This window comes from Streptosporangium nanhuense (assembly GCF_059358815.1).
In genome coordinates this window covers 130,409-148,104 of the sequence record NZ_JCADBG010000007.1, presented here as the reverse complement: position 1 = coordinate 148,104, position 17,696 = coordinate 130,409, and the positions used below count along the sequence as shown (strand labels likewise).

Annotated in this window: 17 protein-coding genes; 8 read left to right on the top strand and 9 right to left on the bottom strand. The window is 71.1% G+C overall.

What is annotated here, in order from left to right; genetic code table 11:
- Positions 1-13 precede the first annotated feature (13 nt).
- Positions 14-811, bottom strand: a complete 798-nt coding sequence (locus tag AC5L38_RS15830; protein ID WP_495243542.1) for a 2-keto-4-pentenoate hydratase — start codon at positions 809-811, stop codon at positions 14-16.
- Positions 804-2,258 carry a 2-hydroxymuconic semialdehyde dehydrogenase gene (locus AC5L38_RS15825; protein WP_495243541.1) on the bottom strand — a complete coding sequence of 485 codons (1,455 nt, stop codon included), beginning with the start codon at positions 2,256-2,258 and terminating at the stop codon, positions 804-806. The genes AC5L38_RS15830 and AC5L38_RS15825 overlap by 8 nt, the downstream gene beginning before the upstream one ends.
- Before the next feature lie 75 nt (positions 2,259-2,333).
- Between AC5L38_RS15825 and AC5L38_RS15820 the strand changes: the two genes are divergently transcribed.
- From AC5L38_RS15820 to AC5L38_RS15800, 5 genes are all read left to right on the top strand, one after another.
- A complete protein-coding gene (locus AC5L38_RS15820) occupies positions 2,334-3,092 on the top strand; it encodes an IclR family transcriptional regulator (protein ID WP_495243540.1) in 759 nt (252 codons plus the stop codon).
- Between the two features lie 115 nt (positions 3,093-3,207).
- Positions 3,208-3,921, top strand: a complete 714-nt coding sequence (locus tag AC5L38_RS15815; protein WP_495243539.1) for a dienelactone hydrolase family protein — start codon at positions 3,208-3,210, stop codon at positions 3,919-3,921.
- Positions 3,922-4,117: 196 nt separating this feature from the next.
- Positions 4,118-4,660 (top strand): VanZ family protein, encoded by a 543-nt coding sequence (locus tag AC5L38_RS15810; RefSeq protein WP_495243538.1) that lies wholly within the window; start codon positions 4,118-4,120, stop codon positions 4,658-4,660.
- 150 nt (positions 4,661-4,810) lie between these two features.
- A complete protein-coding gene (locus AC5L38_RS15805) occupies positions 4,811-5,563 on the top strand; it encodes a GntR family transcriptional regulator (RefSeq protein WP_495243537.1) in 753 nt (250 codons plus the stop codon).
- Positions 5,564-5,689: 126 nt separating this feature from the next.
- Positions 5,690-5,920 (top strand): hypothetical protein, encoded by a 231-nt coding sequence (locus AC5L38_RS15800; RefSeq protein ID WP_389917818.1) that lies wholly within the window; start codon positions 5,690-5,692, stop codon positions 5,918-5,920.
- Positions 5,921-6,389: 469 nt separating this feature from the next.
- Here AC5L38_RS15800 and AC5L38_RS15795 read toward each other — a convergent pair whose 3' ends face one another.
- Positions 6,390-7,724 carry a hypothetical protein gene (locus AC5L38_RS15795; protein ID WP_495243536.1) on the bottom strand — a complete coding sequence of 445 codons (1,335 nt, stop codon included), beginning with the start codon at positions 7,722-7,724 and terminating at the stop codon, positions 6,390-6,392.
- Between the two features lie 140 nt (positions 7,725-7,864).
- Between AC5L38_RS15795 and AC5L38_RS15790 the strand changes: the two genes are divergently transcribed.
- Positions 7,865-8,428, top strand: a complete 564-nt coding sequence (locus tag AC5L38_RS15790; protein WP_495243535.1) for a gamma carbonic anhydrase family protein — start codon at positions 7,865-7,867, stop codon at positions 8,426-8,428.
- Between the two features lie 290 nt (positions 8,429-8,718).
- Entirely contained in the window at positions 8,719-10,062 is a 1,344-nt protein-coding gene (locus AC5L38_RS15785) for a hypothetical protein (protein WP_495243534.1), read from the top strand.
- A 485-nt stretch (positions 10,063-10,547) separates the two neighbouring features.
- Here AC5L38_RS15785 and AC5L38_RS15780 read toward each other — a convergent pair whose 3' ends face one another.
- From AC5L38_RS15780 to AC5L38_RS15755, 6 genes are all read right to left on the bottom strand, one after another.
- Positions 10,548-10,829, bottom strand: coding sequence for a metal-sensitive transcriptional regulator (locus tag AC5L38_RS15780; RefSeq protein WP_495243533.1), 282 nt, complete (start codon positions 10,827-10,829; stop codon positions 10,548-10,550).
- An 18-nt stretch (positions 10,830-10,847) separates the two neighbouring features.
- Positions 10,848-11,933: a glycosyltransferase gene (locus tag AC5L38_RS15775; RefSeq protein WP_495243532.1), complete on the bottom strand. Its 1,086-nt coding sequence runs from the start codon at positions 11,931-11,933 to the stop codon at positions 10,848-10,850.
- The gene (locus AC5L38_RS15770; protein WP_495243761.1) at positions 11,930-12,724 is read right to left on the bottom strand and encodes a hypothetical protein; all 795 of its coding nucleotides are present in this window, start codon (positions 12,722-12,724) and stop codon (positions 11,930-11,932) included. The genes AC5L38_RS15775 and AC5L38_RS15770 overlap by 4 nt, the downstream gene beginning before the upstream one ends.
- A 167-nt stretch (positions 12,725-12,891) precedes the next feature.
- A complete protein-coding gene (locus AC5L38_RS15765) occupies positions 12,892-15,042 on the bottom strand; it encodes a (Fe-S)-binding protein (RefSeq protein ID WP_495243531.1) in 2,151 nt (716 codons plus the stop codon).
- Between the two features lie 277 nt (positions 15,043-15,319).
- A complete protein-coding gene (locus AC5L38_RS15760) occupies positions 15,320-15,946 on the bottom strand; it encodes a TetR/AcrR family transcriptional regulator (protein WP_495243530.1) in 627 nt (208 codons plus the stop codon).
- A gap of 11 nt (positions 15,947-15,957) precedes the next feature.
- Entirely contained in the window at positions 15,958-16,767 is an 810-nt protein-coding gene (locus AC5L38_RS15755) for a sugar phosphate isomerase/epimerase family protein (protein ID WP_495243529.1), read from the bottom strand.
- A 162-nt stretch (positions 16,768-16,929) separates the two neighbouring features.
- On the opposite strand from AC5L38_RS15755, the gene AC5L38_RS15750 reads away from it, so the two are divergent.
- Positions 16,930-17,628: a class I SAM-dependent methyltransferase gene (locus AC5L38_RS15750; RefSeq protein ID WP_495243528.1), complete on the top strand. Its 699-nt coding sequence runs from the start codon at positions 16,930-16,932 to the stop codon at positions 17,626-17,628.
- Positions 17,629-17,696: the final 68 nt, after the last annotated feature.

Sequence of the window (17,696 nt, the reverse complement as noted above, 5' to 3'; positions counted from 1 at the left end):
CCTTCACGGGCTTTCACGAGAACACCGTCCTGACCGAGCCGAGGCCCTCGATGTGGGCCTCGAACGCGTCGCCGGGCGCGGCGTCCACCATCGGGCCGAGCGCGCCGGTGAGCACGATGTCCCCGGCCAGCAGCGGGAAGTCCGTACGGGCCAGCGCGTCGGCCAGCCAGACCGCGGCGTTGAGCGGGTTCCCGAGGCAGGCCGCACCCGCGCCGGTGGAGACCTCCTGGCCGTGCCGGTTCATGGTCATCCCGGCCAGCCGCAGGTCCAGGCCGCGCAGGCTCGCCGGGGTGTTGCCGAGGACGAACGCGCCGCTGGAGGCGTTGTCGGCGATCGTGTCGACGAGCGTGATGTCCCATCCCGCGATGCGGCTGTCGACGATCTCGATCGCCGGCAGCGCGAAGTCGACCGCCCGGATGACGTCGGCGACCGTGAACGGGCCGCCCTCCAGGTCCTCCCCGAGGACCAGCGCGACCTCCGCCTCGACCCTGGGCTGCAGGAAGCGGCCGGTCGGCACGGGCAGGCCGTCGAGGTAGGCCATGTCGGCGAAGAGCATCCCGAAGTCCGGCCGGTCCACGCCGAGCTGGCGCTGGACGGCGGCGGAGGTCAGCCCGATCTTCCTGCCGACCAGCCTGCGGCCCTCGTCCAGCGCCCGTCTGGTGTTGATCTCCTGTACGGCGTAGCCGGTCTCGGCGCTCCCGTTCGGCAGCGTGTCGCGCACCGGGGCGCACGGCTTGCCGCTCCTGGCCGCCTCCAGCAGCCGGTCGGCCGCCTCCGCGCGCACGTCGGTGGCCTCGCTCCACTCAGTCATGTCCAGGCTCCAGCTTGATGGTGATCGTGGTGGGCTCGGAGTAGAAGTCCAGCGAGCGCGTACCGCCCTCGCGGCCGATGCCGGACAGCTTCACCCCGCCGAAGGGGGTGCGCAGGTCGCGCAGGTACCAGGTGTTGACCCAGACCAGCCCGGCCTCCAGCGACCTGGCCACCCGGTGGGCCCTGCTCAGGTCGGACGTCCAGACGGTCGCCGCCAGGCCGTACTCGCTGTCGTTGGCCAGCCCGACCGCCTCGGCCTCGGTGTCGAAGGGGGCGATGTGGCAGACCGGGCCGAAGATCTCCTCCCGGTTCACCCGGGAGCCGGGCGGCAGGCCGGTCAGCACGGTCGGCTCGACGTAGTAGCCGCCGTCGCGGTCGTCGCCGAAGCGCGGCACCCCGCCCCCGGCGCGGATCTCGGCGCCCTCGTGCTTGGCCAGCTCGTAGTAGGAGAGCACCTTGTCCCGGTGCTCGGCGGAGATCATCGGCATCATCGTGGCGTCCTCGTCCGAGGGGCGGCCGAACCGCAGCTCCCCGGCACGCGCGGCCAGCCGCGCGGCGAACTCCTCGAAGACGGGCCGCTGCACGTAGAGCCGCTCGGTGCACAGGCAGACCTGGCCGCCGTTGGTGAAGACCGACCGCACGCTCCCCTCGACGGCCGCGTCCAGGTCGGCGTCGGCGAAGACCAGCCCGGCGTTCTTGCCGCCCAGCTCGAACGAGACGGGCTTGACCCGGTCCGCGACCGCCTTCATGATCGTCGATCCGGTACGGCTCTCGCCGGTGAAGGTGACCGCGTCCACGCCGGGATGCTCCACCAGGAACTGGCCGGTGGAGCCGCCGCCGAAGCCGTTCACGACGTTGAGCACGCCGGGGGGCAGGCCGATCGACGCGGCGATCTCCGCGAGCACCGCGACCGAGCCGGGCGTGTGCTCCGAGGGCTTGACCACGACGGTGTTGCCCGCGACGAGCGCGGGACCGAGCTTCCAGGTCGCCAGCAGGAACGGCAGGTTCCACGGCACGATCACCGCGACCACGCCGAGGGGCTTGCGGACGGTGTAGCTCAGCACGTCCGTCAGGTGGAACGCGTCCTCCGGGTGCTGGGCCGCGATCTCGGCGAACGACCGGAAGTTCGCGGCGCCGCGCGGGATGTCCAGGGTGCGGGTCTGGGTGACCGACTTCCCGGTGTCGGCGATCTCCGCCGCGACCAGGTCCTCGAACCGCTCCTCGATCGCGGCGGCGAGGCGGCGCATCCAGGCGGCGCGCTCCGCCACCGGCAGCGCCGCCCACCCGGGCAGCGCCGCGCGGGCGGCGGTCACCGCCCTGCCGACGACGTCCCGGTCCGCCTCACGGACCTCGCGTACCGGCAGCCCGGTCACCGGGTCGTGGGTGGTGAACGTCGCGCCCTCGGCGACCGGCACCCCACCGATGAAGTGGTTCACCTGGTCAGACAAGACTGCTCCTCGGGGATGTACTCCTTAAGGGTCATTACGTACGGGTATAGAGCCGTAAGTGGCTCGTAGGCAAGAATGCGTTCCGTGAAACGGAACCCCGACCGGCTGTCCGTGCTGGAGAAATCCTGGCTCGTACTCGACGCGTTCCGTCCCACGGGAGGACCGCTGCGCCTGGCCGACGTCGCCGAGCGCTGCCACCTGCCCAAGACCACCGCCTTCCGGCTGCTCACCGAACTGACCTCGATCGGCGCGGTCACCCGCCGCCCGGACGGCTACTATCTCGGCCGCCGCCTCTTCGAGCTCGGAAGCATCGTGCCCCTGGAGCGCGACCTGAGACACGCGGCCCTGCCCTTCATGCACGACCTTTACGAGGCGACCCACGAGACCGTCCACCTGGGGGTGCGCGACGGCCTCGACGTCGTCTACGTCGAGAAGATCCGCGGCCAGGAGGCCTTCGCGCTGCCCTCGCGCGTCGGCGGGCGCCTCCCGCTGACCTGCACCGGGATCGGCAAGGCCCTGCTGGCCTACTCCGGGCCCGACCTGATCGACGAGGTCCTCGGCCGCCCGCTGCGCCGGTTGACCCCGCACTCGATCGTCGACCCCCGGCGCCTGGAGGAGGCCCTCGGCCAGATCCAGGCGGCGGGGCTGGCCTACGAGCGCGAGGAGGCCCAGCTGGGCGGCGCGTGCATCGCGGCCCCGGTGTTCGGCGACGGCGTGGCCGTGGCCGCCCTGTCCGTCTCGGTGCCGCTGGCCCGCTTCCAGCCCACCCGGCTCGCCCCGGCCGTCAAGGCCGCCGCGCTGGGCATCTCCCGCGCCCTGGCCAGGACCATCTGACGGCGGGCCGCGCACCCCGCCGCCCCGCCCGCACATCTGTCCGCGTTCGACGGGTATGCAGATTCACTGCCCGTCCGTCGCCGCACGCCAGGCCACCAACCAGCAGGAGGAACCCGTGGAAGCTCGCACCGAGACGGTCACCGTCGCCGACGGCTCGTTCGACCTGCACCTGTGGCTGCCCCCGACCGGCCGGGGCCCGGTCATCCTGCTGATCCAGGAGATCTACGGGGTGGGGCCGTACATCAGGAAGGTGGCCGAGGACCTGGCGGCGCTCGGGTACGTCGTCGGCGCCCCCGACCTGTTCTGGCGGATCCGGCCCAACTGGGTGTCCGAGCACGACGACGCCGGAACGAGCCTGTCGGTCGAGATGGTCTCCACGTTCGACGTCCCCCACGGGGTGGCCGACTCGGCCGTCGCCCTGGCGCACCTGCGGGGGCTGCCCGAGGCGGAGGGCGGGGCCGGGGTGGTCGGGTTCTGCCTGGGCGGCTCGATCGGCTACCTGCTCGCGGCCACGGTCGAGGTGGACGCGGTCCTGTCGTTCTACGGATCGGCCGTGCCCGACGCGGCCGGCATGCTGGAGAAGATCACCTGCCCGCTGCTGCTCGTGTTCGGCGGCTCCGACCCCTACATCCCGCGGGAGCGGGTCTCCGTGGTCGAGAAGGCCGCGGCCGGGCGGCCGAACGTCGAGGTGTACGTCGCCGAGGAGGCCGGGCACGCCTTCCACAACCACGAGGCCCCGCAGTTCCACGACCCGGAGGCCGCCCGGACCGCCTGGGACCGGGCCGTGCACTTCCTCGGGCGCACCCTCGCCCCGGCCTCCCTCCCCTGAGGCGCGTGCTTCCCGCGTTCCCGCTTCCGCGTTTCCGCTCTCCGCGTACGGCGGGGGTGAGGGGGCCCGCGGCTCCGGCCGCCGTCTCGCCGCCGCCGGAGGCGGGGCCGGGGCGGAAACGGCCCTTGCTCGAAGGTCACCTTCTCGTAACCTCGAAGGCCGCCCAGCGGGGCCGCGCACACCGCATCATCGCCTCATGCACCAGGCGTGGCAGCAGTGGGGGAACATCGTTCTAGTGGCCTTCCTGGCGACCCCTTTGGTCGTCGTGGCCGTCCGCCTGCTGGCCCTCCGCCGCACCCGCGCCGGTCGTCCCCTCCCCGCGCGCACCGCCCTGGCCGACGTGGTCGCGGTGGCCGGGACCGCGCCCTGGATCTGGATGATCCTCACCCCCGGAGCGGGGGTCTCGGGCGTCAGCCTCGTCCCGTTCGCGGACCTGTGGGCGACCCTTCAGGGGCCGGGACAGGCCGCGTTCGTGCAGGTCGGAGGGAACCTGCTGGTCTTCGCCGCGCTCGGGGCCATGCTTCCCGTCCGTTCGGCGCTGTTCGCGTCACTCGCCCGGATCGCGGCCGTGGCGGCCGGGGCGTCGCTCGCCGTGGAGGTCCTGCAGTACGCCCTGGGGCTGGGGCGGGTGAGCTCCGTCGACGATGTGATCATCAACGCGACGGGGGCCGTGCTGGCCGCGGTCGTCACGCGCCGGTGGTGGGCCGCCCGAATACCGGCTGGGACCGTTCCACGGTAACGGACCGAAGAAACTCCTTAAGATCGCCACACGGGCACGATCCTCCCAAAAGAAGCACGATACCAACCCCCGTATCTGTGCGATCGTGGACAAGGCGGGGCAAGTTCTCTGGAGACGCCAAACCCGGTTGGTGACAGAGGGTGATCGAACGTGCAGCAGTCCCCGGTACCTCCCGAGCCCCCGATCTATCGGCGCATCGCCGACGGGCTTCGCGAAGCGATCCTGTCCGGTGATCTCCGAGACGGGGATCGGCTTCCGGGCGAGAACGCCCTGATGGCGAGACACGGCATAGCCCGTGCCACCGCCAGGCAGGCCCTGTCCGTACTAATCAACGAAGGACTGGCCGTCCCCAAACGCGGCTCAGGGGTGTACGTCAGGCAGTTCCGCCCCATCAGGCGGCACGGCTCCCGGCGGCTCTCCCGTGACCAGTGGGGACGCGGCGAGGCCATCTGGGACTCCGACACCAGGGGGCGCCCCTACACCGTGGACGAGGTGGACATCGACCGGGAGACCGCCGAGGACGCCGTGGCCCGGGTGCTGGGCGGCCCCGAGGTGTGGGTCCGCAGGCGGCGCTACTCGGTGGACGAGCGGCCGGTGCAGCTGTCGGTCTCCCACTTCCCCGCCGCCCTGGTGGAGGGGACCGCGATCACGAGAGAGGACACGGGACCGGGGGGCGTGTACGCGCGCCTCGGCGAGCTCGGCCACGCCCCGGTGCACTTCACCGAGGAGATCCGGGCCCGCATGCCCCATCCCCACGAGACCGTCCAGCTCGACCTGCCCGCGGGCACCCCGGTCATCGTGATCGCCCGGGTCGCCCGCACCGCCGACGGCGTCGCCGTCGAGGTCAACGAGATGGTCCTCGACGCCGCCTCTTACGTACTTCAGTACGACTTCGACTCATAGATCAAGGCCATCCGTCAACCGATAGGTTGACCTGTCCCCTGCGATCATTGATTTCTCTAGAGAAGTGCCTCACCGTCAGAGGTGGAACGTCGCAAAGGCGGGCCTGGGCGCGGGGAAGGTGCACAGATGTCTTTCGACCGACATCTCGCTGAAATCGCCCGGGAGTTCCCCGACTGGACGATCTGGCGGAGCGACGCGGGCAGGTGGTGGGCCACCCGCCACCACCCGCTGACCCCCGCCCAGCGCGATGTCGGCTGCGCGATGACCATCGACGCGGACGATCCGGAAGGGCTGCGCGAGCAGCTTCTCGACCAACGGGAACGTTCCGGCGACACGGAGCCGAGAACGGACCCCTGAAGACCGCCCGGTGCCGGGATGAGCGGATCCGATGCGGTCCCGGCGCCGGGCCCCCAATCACGGAAGTCCCCGACCCGATCGGGGGCGGGGGCTTCCGCTCGATCTCCGAAGCACCCGGGCCGCACGAACTTGCCCGTGACGCCCGCGGGGACTTCCGCTCGATCTCCGAAGCACCCGGGCCGCACGGACCAGCCCGTGACGCCCGCGAGGGCTCGCGCGGCACCGGTCACGCCTGACGCCTCCACGGCCGCGCGGCCCCGCCACGACCTTCGCGAGGGCTCACCGCGCGGCCTCTTCCACGTCTCCACGGCCGCGCGGCCTTCGCGAGGGCTCACCGCGCGGCGTCTCCACGGCCGCGCGAGCCCGTTCCACCGCCTCCGGGGCGGGGCTCCCGCTTCCGGGGTTCTCCTGCTCCCCGAGCCCCCGCTCCCGGAGTTCTTACTTCCAGGGTTCCTGCTTCCGGGGTTCCCTACTTCCTCGGGGAGGCGTACTTCTTCCCCTCGTCCTTACCGGTCTTCCCCGCGGCCGGGCCGAGGTCGGTGTCGGTGTCGGTGTCGTCGTACACCTCGACCCGCGCCTCGCCGGAACGGTCGTCGTCCCGGCCGCGCCGCTCCTCCGCGCCCCTGGCGGGGGTGTCGTCGTCCACGATCACGCGTACGGACTCCAGGTCGGACGAGCCGTCGAACCCGGGGTCCCGCACGTCCTCGGGCGTCTCCTCGGACCCGGCTCGCCGGGCGGTCCCGGCCCGCCCCGAGGGCTTCTCCGCGCCCTCGGGCGCGGCGGCCCCGGACGCGGTGACGTCCGTCGCGCCGGGAGCGCCCTGGACGTCGTCGGAGGCCTCGGCGGAAGCGGGAGCGGAGCCCGCTCCGGTCCCGGGGACGGGGGCGGTGACGGCGACGGGGTCGGGAGCGGCCAGCGCGGGCTGGACGCGGGCCGGGGGCAGCACGGCGTTCTCGTCGATCAGGGCTCCGGCCGCGCTCTCGCGGTGGAGCAGGTCCCCCAGGACGGCGCCCATCTCGTGCAGGCGGCGCATGACCTCCTGGTGGGTGTCGGTGAGGTAGACGACCCGGCGGCCGGTGGTCTCGTCCAGGGCGGCGGCGCGCCGCTGGGCCGTCGACAGGGTGGAGTGCGCGTCGGTGTTGGCGGCCAGCACGGTCGCCTCCGCCTCGGCGCGGGCGGCGCTCAGCGTGGAGTCGGCCTCGGCGCGGCCCTCCTGGACCGTCCGCTCGGCCTCGTTCCTGGCCGAGGTGACCATCCGGTCGGCCTCGGTGCGGGCGCCGCGCAGGGTCTCCTCGGACTCGGCACGGGCCGCGTTGAGCGTCTCCTCGGCGTCGTTGCCGGCCTGGGAGAGCATCTGCTCGGCGGCGGCGGTGGCCTCGGCGACGCGGCGCTCGGCCTCCTGCTGCGCGGCGTTCAGGATGCCCTCGGCCCGATCCTGCGCGGAGGTGATCAGCCGCTCGGCCTCCGTGGCCGCGTCGTCGCGGAGCTTGATCGCCTCCGCCTCGGCGACCTCCCTCTTGGAGGTGGCCTCCTCCTCGCCCAGCTTCAGGATCTGGCTGAGTCTCTGACCGAGCTCGTCGTAGTCCTGCGGGGCGTCCGAGAGCCTCCTGCGGGCCTCGGCCAGCTCGATCCGGCCCTGCTCGGCCTGGTCGATCGCGCGCCCGAGCCGCTCCTCCAGGTCGCGGATCTGGTGGCGGTGGCGGTCCATGTAGTCGTGAACCTGACGACGGCTGTAGCCGCGCATGACGACCTCGAACGAGTCCTCATGCATCAGGTCGGGAAAGCTCTCGTGCTGGTTTGTCATGGCACTGCCCGTGGAGGTCGTGTGGCGGGAAAGGAGACGTCAGGAGACGACTTTCCTGCTTACTGCCCAAGTCCGCAACCTGAACGCCCGACCTGCTTGCGGAAATACCGGACAGATCGCCCCCTCATAACATCGTCATCATGAACGCCACGCCTTACATCGCCGCCCTCGACGGCGACGCGATCCCGCGGATCCATCCGGACGCCTACATCGCCCCCGGAGCGGTGGTCGTCGGGAGGGTACGGCTGGGCCGTGCCGCGAACGTCTGGTACGGCTCGGTCCTGCGCGGCGACGACGAGGACGTCGAGGTCGGGGAGGAGTGCAACATCCAGGACCTGTGCTGCCTGCACGCCGACCCGGGCGAGCCGGCCGTGCTGGAGCCCCGGGTGAGCCTCGGGCACAAGGCCATGGTGCACGGGGCCCACGTGGAGACCGGCGCGCTCGTGGGCATCGGCGCGATCGTGCTCGGCGGCGCCAGGATCGGCGCGGGGTCGCTGATCGCGGCGGGCGCCCTGGTGGGCCCGGGGAAGCGGATCCCTGCCGGGGTGCTCGTCGCGGGCGTCCCCGGGAAGATCGTCCGCGAGCTCACCGACGACGACCGCGCCTCGTTCGCCCGTACGCCGGCCGGCTACGTCGCCAGGGCGGCCCGCCACCGCGCCGCGACCGCCCTCCCCCACCCCGGACAGCCCGAGCGACCCGAATGACCCGGGCGCCCCGGACCACCCGGATGACCTGGACATTCTGAACGCCCCGATCGACCGAACACCCGAAGATCCAGATGTCCCGGACGCTCGGGTTATCCGGGCGTCCCCGGATCTCCCGGCCTCGTTCCCCCGATGGGCCGCACCACCCGCCCCCCGACGCGGCGACGGGCGGGGCCTTACGATCGTGCCAGGCCCCATCGGGGGAACGGGGCCTGGCACGACCTTGACCGAAGGGAGGCAGGGGCATCCCGCCCGTGGCGCAGGCCAGGGGCCCTCGCCCCGGAATGCCGATGACCGGCATGTGGCAGTGGGACGGGTTCGACGCCATCGAGAAAGACGTGCGGACCATGGTCGCCGACCACCGGTGGGTGGCGCTGCCGCCGCTCGCACGGGCCCAGGCCATCGCGCGGCGCGCGCTGTCCACCCCGGACGGCGGGCGCTGGCTGTTCGGCGCCCACGCCCGGTGGTACCGCCAGGATCCCGCCGACGGCCGCTGGTACCTGACCGCTCCCCCCACCGACCGGAGCCTTCGCGCCGCGGCGCAGGTGACCAACATCACTTCGGTGGTCATGCCGCACCTGGTGCCGACCGGCGCCGACCTCGTCGCCGACCGGGGGTCGATCCAGGGGTTCGTCGGCCCCGACGTGCCGTACAAGATCACTGAGCGGGTACGCGAACTGGTGGTCGCCCAGCGCGGCAGGCGCAGGGAGGACTTCCCGATCACCGGGCCGTTCACCGAGCTCTTCGCCAGGGAGGTGGCCAGCCCCGTCGCCGCGATCTGGGGCACGCTCATGTGGTGCGCCTACGCCCCCGCCTTCGACGGCAACGAGGTGCTGCTGTCGATGTTCGGGGAGTTCCTGGCCCGCCCGCTGCCCGGTGACGAGTGGGTCCGCTGGCTGCCGCCCACCTCGCTGGACGACCTGGTCGCGCTGTACGGCGAGCGGGTCAGGGCCGGGCACCCGGAGGCCGGCCTGCGGCTGGTCGCGCTGATGGCCGACACCGCCGCCGTGGTGCGTGAGGACCCGAGGTTCAGGCCGAGGGCCGACGCCCTGCTGTCCATGGTCGAGCCGCTGCTGCGCCGGGCCTGCCGGGATCCCGAGGTGGCCCGCCAGGGGGACGAGGCCGTACGGCACGCGTGGCTCTCGCGCTGCCCGCCCCACCTGACGCTGCCCGACACCTCGCCCGGCGAGTACTTCCAGCACGCGCTCTACGACCTGGTCCAGGCGCTGGGCTTCCTGGCACCGATGGGCGCCGACCCCAGGGCGGTGGCCGCCTCGCTGCTGGCCGCCGACCTGTCGGGCCTCTCGCCCAGGGCGGCCGACCGTCTCTACCCGTGGCTGGACCCCGAGTTGCGGCACATCCTCCACGTGGTGCTCACCGACTCCTCGCACCCGCTGCGGGGGTGCTGGCCGCGCTCGGGGGAGCTGCCCGCGGCGCTCCACCCGCCGGACCGGGCCGCGGCGGCGGCTCTGCTCGGCGCCGCCTACGCCACCGGGCTCGCGTGGTGCCGCCTCACGGGGACCGAGGTGCCGGAGCGCGGGTTCGCGACGGCCTCCGCGGTCGTGCACCGGCTGACGCACGAGCGCGACGATCCCGTCCCCGGAGTATCGGGAACTTACCCCCGTCACTCCTGACACGCGCCGGTATACCTAAACCACAAATACAGTTATTTCATCCTTACTCTCCCTATATCCTTCTACCCCCCCACGCATCAGACAATTAGCTGAATTGTGATCTCCTAAACGGGAAATGATCCTCCTTGAGGATGTGCCGGGCGGGGCGAGGAATGGTCCCGATGGGCCATGGGCACCGATGACCGCCCGCCGTAACCTCGAAGTGGGTGTGGGCTGCGGAAGGAAGGACGACGCGGTGGGGCACGACGACCTGGACTCTAGGGTCCACGACCGTGTCGCGTTGGACGAGATCGCGCTCTATGCCGAGGTGCTGTCCGCCGTCGCGATCAGCGAACGGCCCCTCACCTTGGTGGAGCTCGACAACGCGCTCGGATTGAGTGCTTCGGCTGTTTGCTGAAGCCTCGGGAAGAACCGTTTCCAAGACCTGGTCCCGGACCCTCCAACGGGGTCCGGGACGTGGTCGGAAAAGATAGTCATGTGACTAGTCACGAACGGACGAGACGGGCGATCGCGGCCGACGCCTCCTTGACCTTGGCCTCCGCCTCCGGCCCCCCGGTGTTGATGGCGTCGGCGACGCAGTGCCCGATGTGGTCCTCCAGCAGGCCGAGCGCCACCGCCTGGAGCGCCCGCGTGGCGGCCGAGACCTGGGTCAGCACGTCGATGCAGTAGGCATCCTCTTCGACCATCCGCTGCAGGCCCCTGATCTGTCCCTCGATGCGCCGTAACCGGGTCAGATAAGCCTGCTTGTCACTGCTGTACCCATGCATGTCCCAACGGTACCGGTGTCAGGCGCGGCGGGACGTGGCCGCGATCAGTTTCTCCCACCGGTCGGCCACCGAGGACGCGCCGTGGCCCGCCGCGACCTCCAGGGCGCCCGCGGCCAGCTCCCTGCGCCGCCCCTCGTCGTCGATGAGCGTGAGCAGCGCGGAGGCGTACGCCTCGATCCCGTCCTCCCCCTCGGGCCCCTCGGGGACCAGCACCCCGTTCCGCCCGTCGGCCACGAACTCGCCCGGCCCCCGGGGAGTGTCGAACGCGACCACCGGCACCCCGCTGGCCATCGCCTCGATCACGGTCATCCCGAGCACCTCCGTCCTGGAGGTCGTCGCCACGATCGACGCCTTGGCGAACTCGCCGGTCATGTCGGAGGTCGTCCCCATGAAGTAGACGTGGTTGTGCAGGTCGAGGTCGCCGACCAGGGCGCGCAGGCGCTTCTCCTCGGGGCCCCCGCCGTACAGGCGCAGCCTCCAGTCGGGGCGCTTGCCCGCGACGACGGCGAACGCGCGGATCAGCCGGTCGTGGGCCTTGACCGGCACCAGGCGCCCTCCCGCGGCGACGATGCGGTTGTCCATCCGCGAGCGCGGCCACGGCCCGGCGGGCAGCGCGTCCGGGATCACGCTGACCGGGACGGTCCCGCCCAGCAGGTGGTCCCACTCCTGCCTGCTCGTCTCGGTGGCGGCGGCGACCGCGTCCAGGCGCGGGTAGAACTTCCTGATCGGCCCCGGCACCGGCGGCCGTCCCCACTCGCGGGCGATCCGCGTGACGTCGCGCGGCGCGTGCCTGGCCACCTGGACGCTCAGCCCGGGCCGGGTGCTGACGATCACGTCGGCCCGCAGCCCGCGCAGCCGCCGCCACAGGGCGACCTCGGTGCGCATCTGGCCCCTCGGCAGCAGGTATCTGACCCCGGGCCGGGCGTCGACCACCCAGGAGAGCGTCACGCCCGGTGCCACCGGGAAGAACGGTTTCTCCCGGTGGCGGCGGACGCTGATGATCTCGACCTCGTGACGTTCTGCCAGCTCCCCCGCGAGGTTGACGATCGACCTGACGTCGCCGCGCATGCCGTAGACGGAGGGGGTGAGCAGGCAGATCCTCACCCGCCGACCTCGATCCTGAGCTCGTCGTCCGCCGTGTAGCAGGGCCGGATCGGCACGCCGTCGATCTGCGTGGCGGGGTAGTGCAGGCGGCGGCGCTTGCCGTCGACGTCGTCCAGCCGGGAGCCCAGCCGGAGTGGCGTGGCCACGCCGCGTACCTCCAGCGAGGGTTCCCAGGTGCCGGTCTGGTCGGGGGCGGCGGCGATCACGTCGCACAGCGAGAGCGCGGCGTGGAAGCGCACACCCTGGACCGTTGCAACGGAGGTCAGCTCGGCGTCGGGCCTGCTGCGGCGCAGGGCCAGTTTCGCCTCGTGCCGCGCCTCGTCGTCGTCGAGGCCGGTGAAGGCGAGCAGCCCGGTGACCTCGAAGCGCCCCTCCCTGAACCAGACGGAACGGACTTCCGCCGCCGGCTGGGCGTCGTCGACCTTCAGGGCCAAAAAGCCGTTGCGGGTCCGGTAGGCGCGATAGGCCAGCGTGCGGCGGCTCAGCGCGTACGCGTCGAGATGGTCGAGGGAGAACCCGGGATCGACACTGCGCAGCCGCATGCGTGTCGTGCCCTGTTGCAGGTAGGTGTCCCAGCGGCCGGGACCGAGTTCGAGCGGCGCGAGCGAGACCGCCAGCTCCGCTTCCCGCATCTGTACGTCCGGCGTGCCCAGCGGCACCCGGCTCTCGACCGAGGTGGCCCGGTTTCGCAGGACCAGTTCGGTGCCGTCGGCCAGAGGTTCGTCGACGGCCAGCCGAAGTGAGAGAACATCGGCCAGGGTAACCTCGGCATCGCTGACGACGACGGGCATCGTCAAGCCCCCTCCCCGTTGAATGAGCTACGCGACGTTGAGGTTACCGTGATTTTCCCGTTATGTGGAGAAAGGTTTTCGGACCTGACATCCTTTTCCCGGTGACTTGACCATATGTCAGAGGGAACATCGGGAAGATGTCCCCTCTGACGGTCACTGTCCGGATGTCAAGACGCCTCGACGGGCTGGCCCTTGATCGACTTGATCAGCAGCTGGGAGACGTCGACGACCTCCAGCGTCTCCTTGGCCTCCCCCGCGTTCTTCTTCTCGTTGATCGAGTCGCCGAGCATGACCAGGCAGAACGGGCAGGCCGTGGAGATGGTGTCCGGCTCGGTGGTCAGCGCCTCGTCCACGCGCTCGGTGTTGATGCGCTTGCCGAGCCGCTCCTCCATCCACATCCGCGCGCCGCCCGCGCCGCAGCAGAAGCCGCGGTCCTTGTGGCGGTGCATCTCCTGGGTCTGGACCCCGGGCACCTTGGCCATGATGTCGCGGGGCTGGGAGTAGACCTTGTTGTGGCGTCCGAGGAAGCACGGGTCGTGGTAGGTGATCTTCTCCTCGATCGGCGTGACCGGCACCAGCTTGCCCTCGTCCACGAGCCTGGCCAGCAGCTGGGTGTGGTGCACCACCTCGTAGGTGCCGCCGAGCTGCGGGTATTCGTTGGCGAGGGTGTTGAAGCAGTGCGGGCAGGTCGCGACGATCTTCTTGACCCCGGCCTCGTTCAGGGTCTCGATGTTCTGCTTGGCCAGCATGTCGAAGAGATACTCCATGCCCAGGCGGCGGGCCGGGTCGCCGGTGCACGCCTCCATCGGGCCGAGCACCGCGAACTTGACCCCCGCGACGTGCAGCAGCTCCGCGACCGCCTTGGTGGTCTTCTTGGCCCGGTCCTCCAGGGCCCCGGCGCAGCCGACCCAGAAGAGGTACTCGGTGTCCTCGGGCATCGTCTCGTCGATGAGCTGGACCTCGATGGGGTCGACCTCGCGCCCGGCCAGCTCCTCGATCCAGTCGGCCCGCTTCGTCTCGGACATCCCCCACGGGTTGCCCTTGTTCTCCAGGTTCTTGACCATGACGCCGGCCTCGGACGGGAAGTTGGACTCCACCATCGCCTGGTAGCGGCGCATGTCGAGGATGTGGTCGATGTGCTCGATGTCGACCGGGCACTGCTCGACGCAGGCGCCGCAGTTGGTGCAGGACCACAGCACGTCGGGGTGGATGACGCCGTCCTCGCCGACCAGCGGCTTCTCCAGCAGGGCCAGCACGTCCTCGTGGAAGCCCGCGCGCTGCTCCTGGGTGGCCGTCAGGTACGGGGCGACCTTGAACGCGTGGTCGCGCTGCTCCAGGATCAGCATCTTCGGCGACAGCGGCTTGTCGGTGTTCCAGGCCGGGCACTGGTCCTGGCAGCGTCCGCACTCGGTGCAGGTGTAGAAGTCGAGGAAGCCCTTCCAGGTGGTGTCCTCGATCTTGCCCCGGCCGAGCCTGTCGCCGTCGAGCTCCTCGTCCTCGAAGTCGACGACCTTGCCGTCGATCCGCATCGGCTGGGCCGGGCCGTTGCCGTCGGGGCGCCGGGAGAACGCCACGTTCATCGGCGCGGTGAAGATGTGCAGGTGCTTGGAGTTCACCACGATCACGAGGAACACCAGCATGACGCCGATGTGCAGGAGCAGCCCGACGTGTTCGAGCACCTCGTTGGCCGAGGGGCCGAGCGGGCGCAGCAGGGCGGCGACCGCGTCGGAGGCGAACGCCCCCGAGGCGTACGGCAGGTTGCCGGTGTTGGCCGCCGCGCCGCGGAAGAGGAGCATCGTCCAGATCACGTTGAAGATCATGAAGAGGACGAGCCAGGCGCCGCCGAGGTGCGACCCGAAGAAGCGGGACCTGCGGCCCAGCTTCTTCGGCGAGTTCTTGATCCTGATGATCGCGAAGGCGAGGAGCCCGAGCAGGGCCGCGACCGCGATGAAGTCCTGCAGGAAGCCCAGGACGGCCCACGTCCCGACGAGCGGGATGTGGAAGTCCGGGGTGCCGGTGACGGCCCCCTGGATCAGCGCTCCGTACGCCTCCAGGTAGACGGTCGCCAGGATGAAGAACGCCCACATGACGAAGAAGTGCGCGATGCCCGACGCCGTCCACTTCAGCAGCTTCCGCTGCCCGAAGACCTCGACCAGCTGGGCCTTGATCTCGTCACCCAGATGGGTCCTGGCGTATTCGACGCGCTCGGGCGCGGCGGGCCCGACGGTGGCGAGCTTGTACAGGAACAACACGCGGCGCGCGGCAAGCGCGACCGCGACGGCTGTCATGACCAGCCCGATGATCGCTACCCAGAGCACGGGTCCTCCCACAGACGGCGTTGGCTGCCAGCGTACGACCGCCGGTCATCCACGATGACAAGGGGTCTCCACGAATCCTACCGACGAGTAACTTCCCTTTGTACCGGGACCCGCGGCGACCGTGGTCACCCTATGGTCAACACCGTTCCCAGAACAATGCTCTGTACGCCTCCGGGGGGCATCGGAGTGACCCGGGAGACCCCCGGGACACCGGAACGGCCCGGACAAAGCCGGGAGGCCACCCGCCGATCCGGGACGAGGACAGGGGCGGGAAAGGCTACCGGGGCGAGTCGAGATAGCCCTGGATCGTGGGGGTGAGCAGTTTCACCAGTTCCTCGGTGTCCACCGAGGCCAGCGGTTCCAGCTTGAGAACGTAGCGCACCAGGACCACGCCGAACATCTGCGCGAACGCCGCCTCCATCCGGACCTTGGGGACCTCCAGGGCCTCCCCGACCCGGCCGAGGAGCGCCTGGCCGAGGAACTCGCGGATCGTGGCGACCATCTGCTCGTTGGTCATCGCGGTGCGGACCAGCGCCAGCACCGGCTGGCGCGCCCCCTCCTCCGAGATGATCGTCAGGATGAGCCGGACCAGCCGCTCGGCGGCCTCCTCGCGAGGTCCCGCCGTCACCGCCGAGAGGACGATGTCGGGGGTGATCGGCAGGTCCATCGCCTCGACGAACATCCCCTCCTTGCCGGAGAAGTAGTGATGGACCAGCGCCGGGTCCACCCCCGCCCGGCGGGCGATGCCCCGGATGGTCGCCTTGTCGAACCCCTTCTCCGCGAAGGTCTCGCGCGCCGCCGCGAGGATCTGCCCCCGCGTGTCGGCCGACCCCGGCCTGCGCCCCGGACGCCTCCTGACCTCGGAGAACTCCGACGACTCAGAGGAGTCAGAGGACTCACTCACGGAAAGCTCGCTCATGCGGGGGTGGAGGCGGCGAGGTGCAGCCGGGCGAAGGCCAGCGCCTCCGCGAGGTCGTCGATCCGCTCGGAGCGGCTGGTGGCCTTGCGCGTGTTGATCTCCAGCACGACCAGCCCGGAGTATCCGTTGCCCGCCATCCGCTCCAGGATCGGCGCGCACGGCTGGGCGCCCCGGCCGGGAACCAGGTGCTCGTCCTTGTTCGGCACCCCCAGGCCGTCGGCCAGGTGCAGGTGGGCGAGCCGATCGCCGAGCTTGGTGAACATCTCCAGGGCGTCGGACCCGGACACCGCCGTGTGCGACAGATCCAGCGTGACCTGCGGGAAGTCGTAGTCGACCGGGTTCCAGTCGGGCGAGTAGGGGACGACCTCGTTGCCCCTGGCCTTCAGCGGGAACATGTTCTCCACCGCGAAGACCACGTCGGTCTCCTCACGCATCCTGGCCAGGCCGACCTCGAAGTCGCGCGCGTAGTCGCGCTGCCAGCGGAACGGGGGGTGCACCACGACCGTCCTGGCGCCGACCCGCTCGGCGGCGCGCTGCGCGCGCTGGAGCTTGGCCCACGGGTCCTTGCCCCACACGCGCTGCGTCACCAGCAGGCACGGGGCGTGGATGGCCAGGATCGGCAGCTGGTAGTGGTCCGACAACCGCTCCAGGACGTCGACGTCCTGGCTCACGGGGTCGGCGCCCACCATGATCTCCACGCCGTCGTACCCCAGGCGCGCGGCCAGCTCGAAGGCGTCGGGAGTACGTTCGGGATACACCGACGCGGTGGACAGCGCGATCTTCGCGCTGGATACACGGACGCTCATACCGCTTCCTCGTCTCCGGCTCGGAGCGCACACTCGCGAGCACCACCGGGCCGACCGGCCCACTCGCTCAAGTCGCTCACCTTTGCCAGCCTAAGCGCGTCCGAAGAGCGGTGCTGTCCGCCACCACCGACGCGTCCGAGATCACACCATTACGGTGAGGGCATGCCGAGGTTCTTACGGGGCGCCATCCCCAGCCCCAACATCTGGAACACCCCCCAGACCTACGAGCTGGAGAACCGGGCGGTGGACCCCGAGGGGCGCGCGGAGGCCGCGATGTCGGCCATCAGGTCGTGGACCGGGGCGACGGTCCTCGACGTCGGCTGCGGCACCGGCTACCACCTGCCCGCCCTCGCCGCCACCGCCGGCCGCGTGATCGGCGCGGAACCGCACGAGGACCTCGTCCGGCTGGCCAGGCGCCGCTGCCACGCCCTGCGGAACGTCGAGATCCACGCCGCCACCGCCCAGGCCCTCCCGCTGCCCGGCGCCTCCGTGGACGTGGCCATCGCCCGCTGGGCCTACTTCTTCGGCCCCGGGTGCGAGCCGGGCCTAGCCGAGCTCTCCCGGGTGATGCGGCGCGGCGGCGCGGCCTTCGTGATCGACATCGACACCACCCGCGGCGCCTTCGGCCGCTGGTTCGGCCAGTCCATCCCCGCGTACTCGGCCAGGTCCGTCGAGAGCTTCTGGAACCGCCAGGGCTGGCGGACCGACAAGCTCGACCTGCGCATGTCCTTCGAGCGCCGCGCCGACCTGGAGGCGGTGCTCCGCATCGAGTTCACCCCGGCGGTCGCCGAACAGGCCATCGCCGAGACCCCCGGCCTGGAGATCGCCTACCCCAACGTGCTTCGCTGGAAGCTTTTCTGACCCTCACGCGGACCCGGCCGGGAACAACCGGGCGGGCGCTTGACCTTGACGTTGATGTCAAGGTTTAT

Bases quoted from the DNA above. Each gene is read 5' to 3' on its own strand.
- AC5L38_RS15820 (WP_495243540.1), top strand. From the start codon at position 2,334: ATGCGTTCCGTGAAACGGAACCCCGACCGGCTGTCCGTGCTGGAGAAA.
- AC5L38_RS15795 (WP_495243536.1), bottom strand. From the start codon at position 7,724: ATGACAAACCAGCACGAGAGCTTTCCCGACCTGATGCATGAGGACTCG.
- AC5L38_RS15800 (WP_389917818.1), top strand. From the start codon at position 5,690: ATGTCTTTCGACCGACATCTCGCTGAAATCGCCCGGGAGTTCCCCGAC.
- AC5L38_RS15750 (WP_495243528.1), top strand. From the start codon at position 16,930: ATGCCGAGGTTCTTACGGGGCGCCATCCCCAGCCCCAACATCTGGAAC.
- AC5L38_RS15780 (WP_495243533.1), bottom strand. From the start codon at position 10,829: ATGCATGGGTACAGCAGTGACAAGCAGGCTTATCTGACCCGGTTACGG.
- AC5L38_RS15785 (WP_495243534.1), top strand. From the start codon at position 8,719: ATGACCGGCATGTGGCAGTGGGACGGGTTCGACGCCATCGAGAAAGAC.
- AC5L38_RS15830 (WP_495243542.1), bottom strand. From the start codon at position 811: ATGACTGAGTGGAGCGAGGCCACCGACGTGCGCGCGGAGGCGGCCGAC.
- AC5L38_RS15755 (WP_495243529.1), bottom strand. From the start codon at position 16,767: ATGAGCGTCCGTGTATCCAGCGCGAAGATCGCGCTGTCCACCGCGTCG.
- AC5L38_RS15770 (WP_495243761.1), bottom strand. From the start codon at position 12,724: ATGCCCGTCGTCGTCAGCGATGCCGAGGTTACCCTGGCCGATGTTCTC.
- AC5L38_RS15810 (WP_495243538.1), top strand. From the start codon at position 4,118: ATGCACCAGGCGTGGCAGCAGTGGGGGAACATCGTTCTAGTGGCCTTC.
- AC5L38_RS15790 (WP_495243535.1), top strand. From the start codon at position 7,865: ATGAACGCCACGCCTTACATCGCCGCCCTCGACGGCGACGCGATCCCG.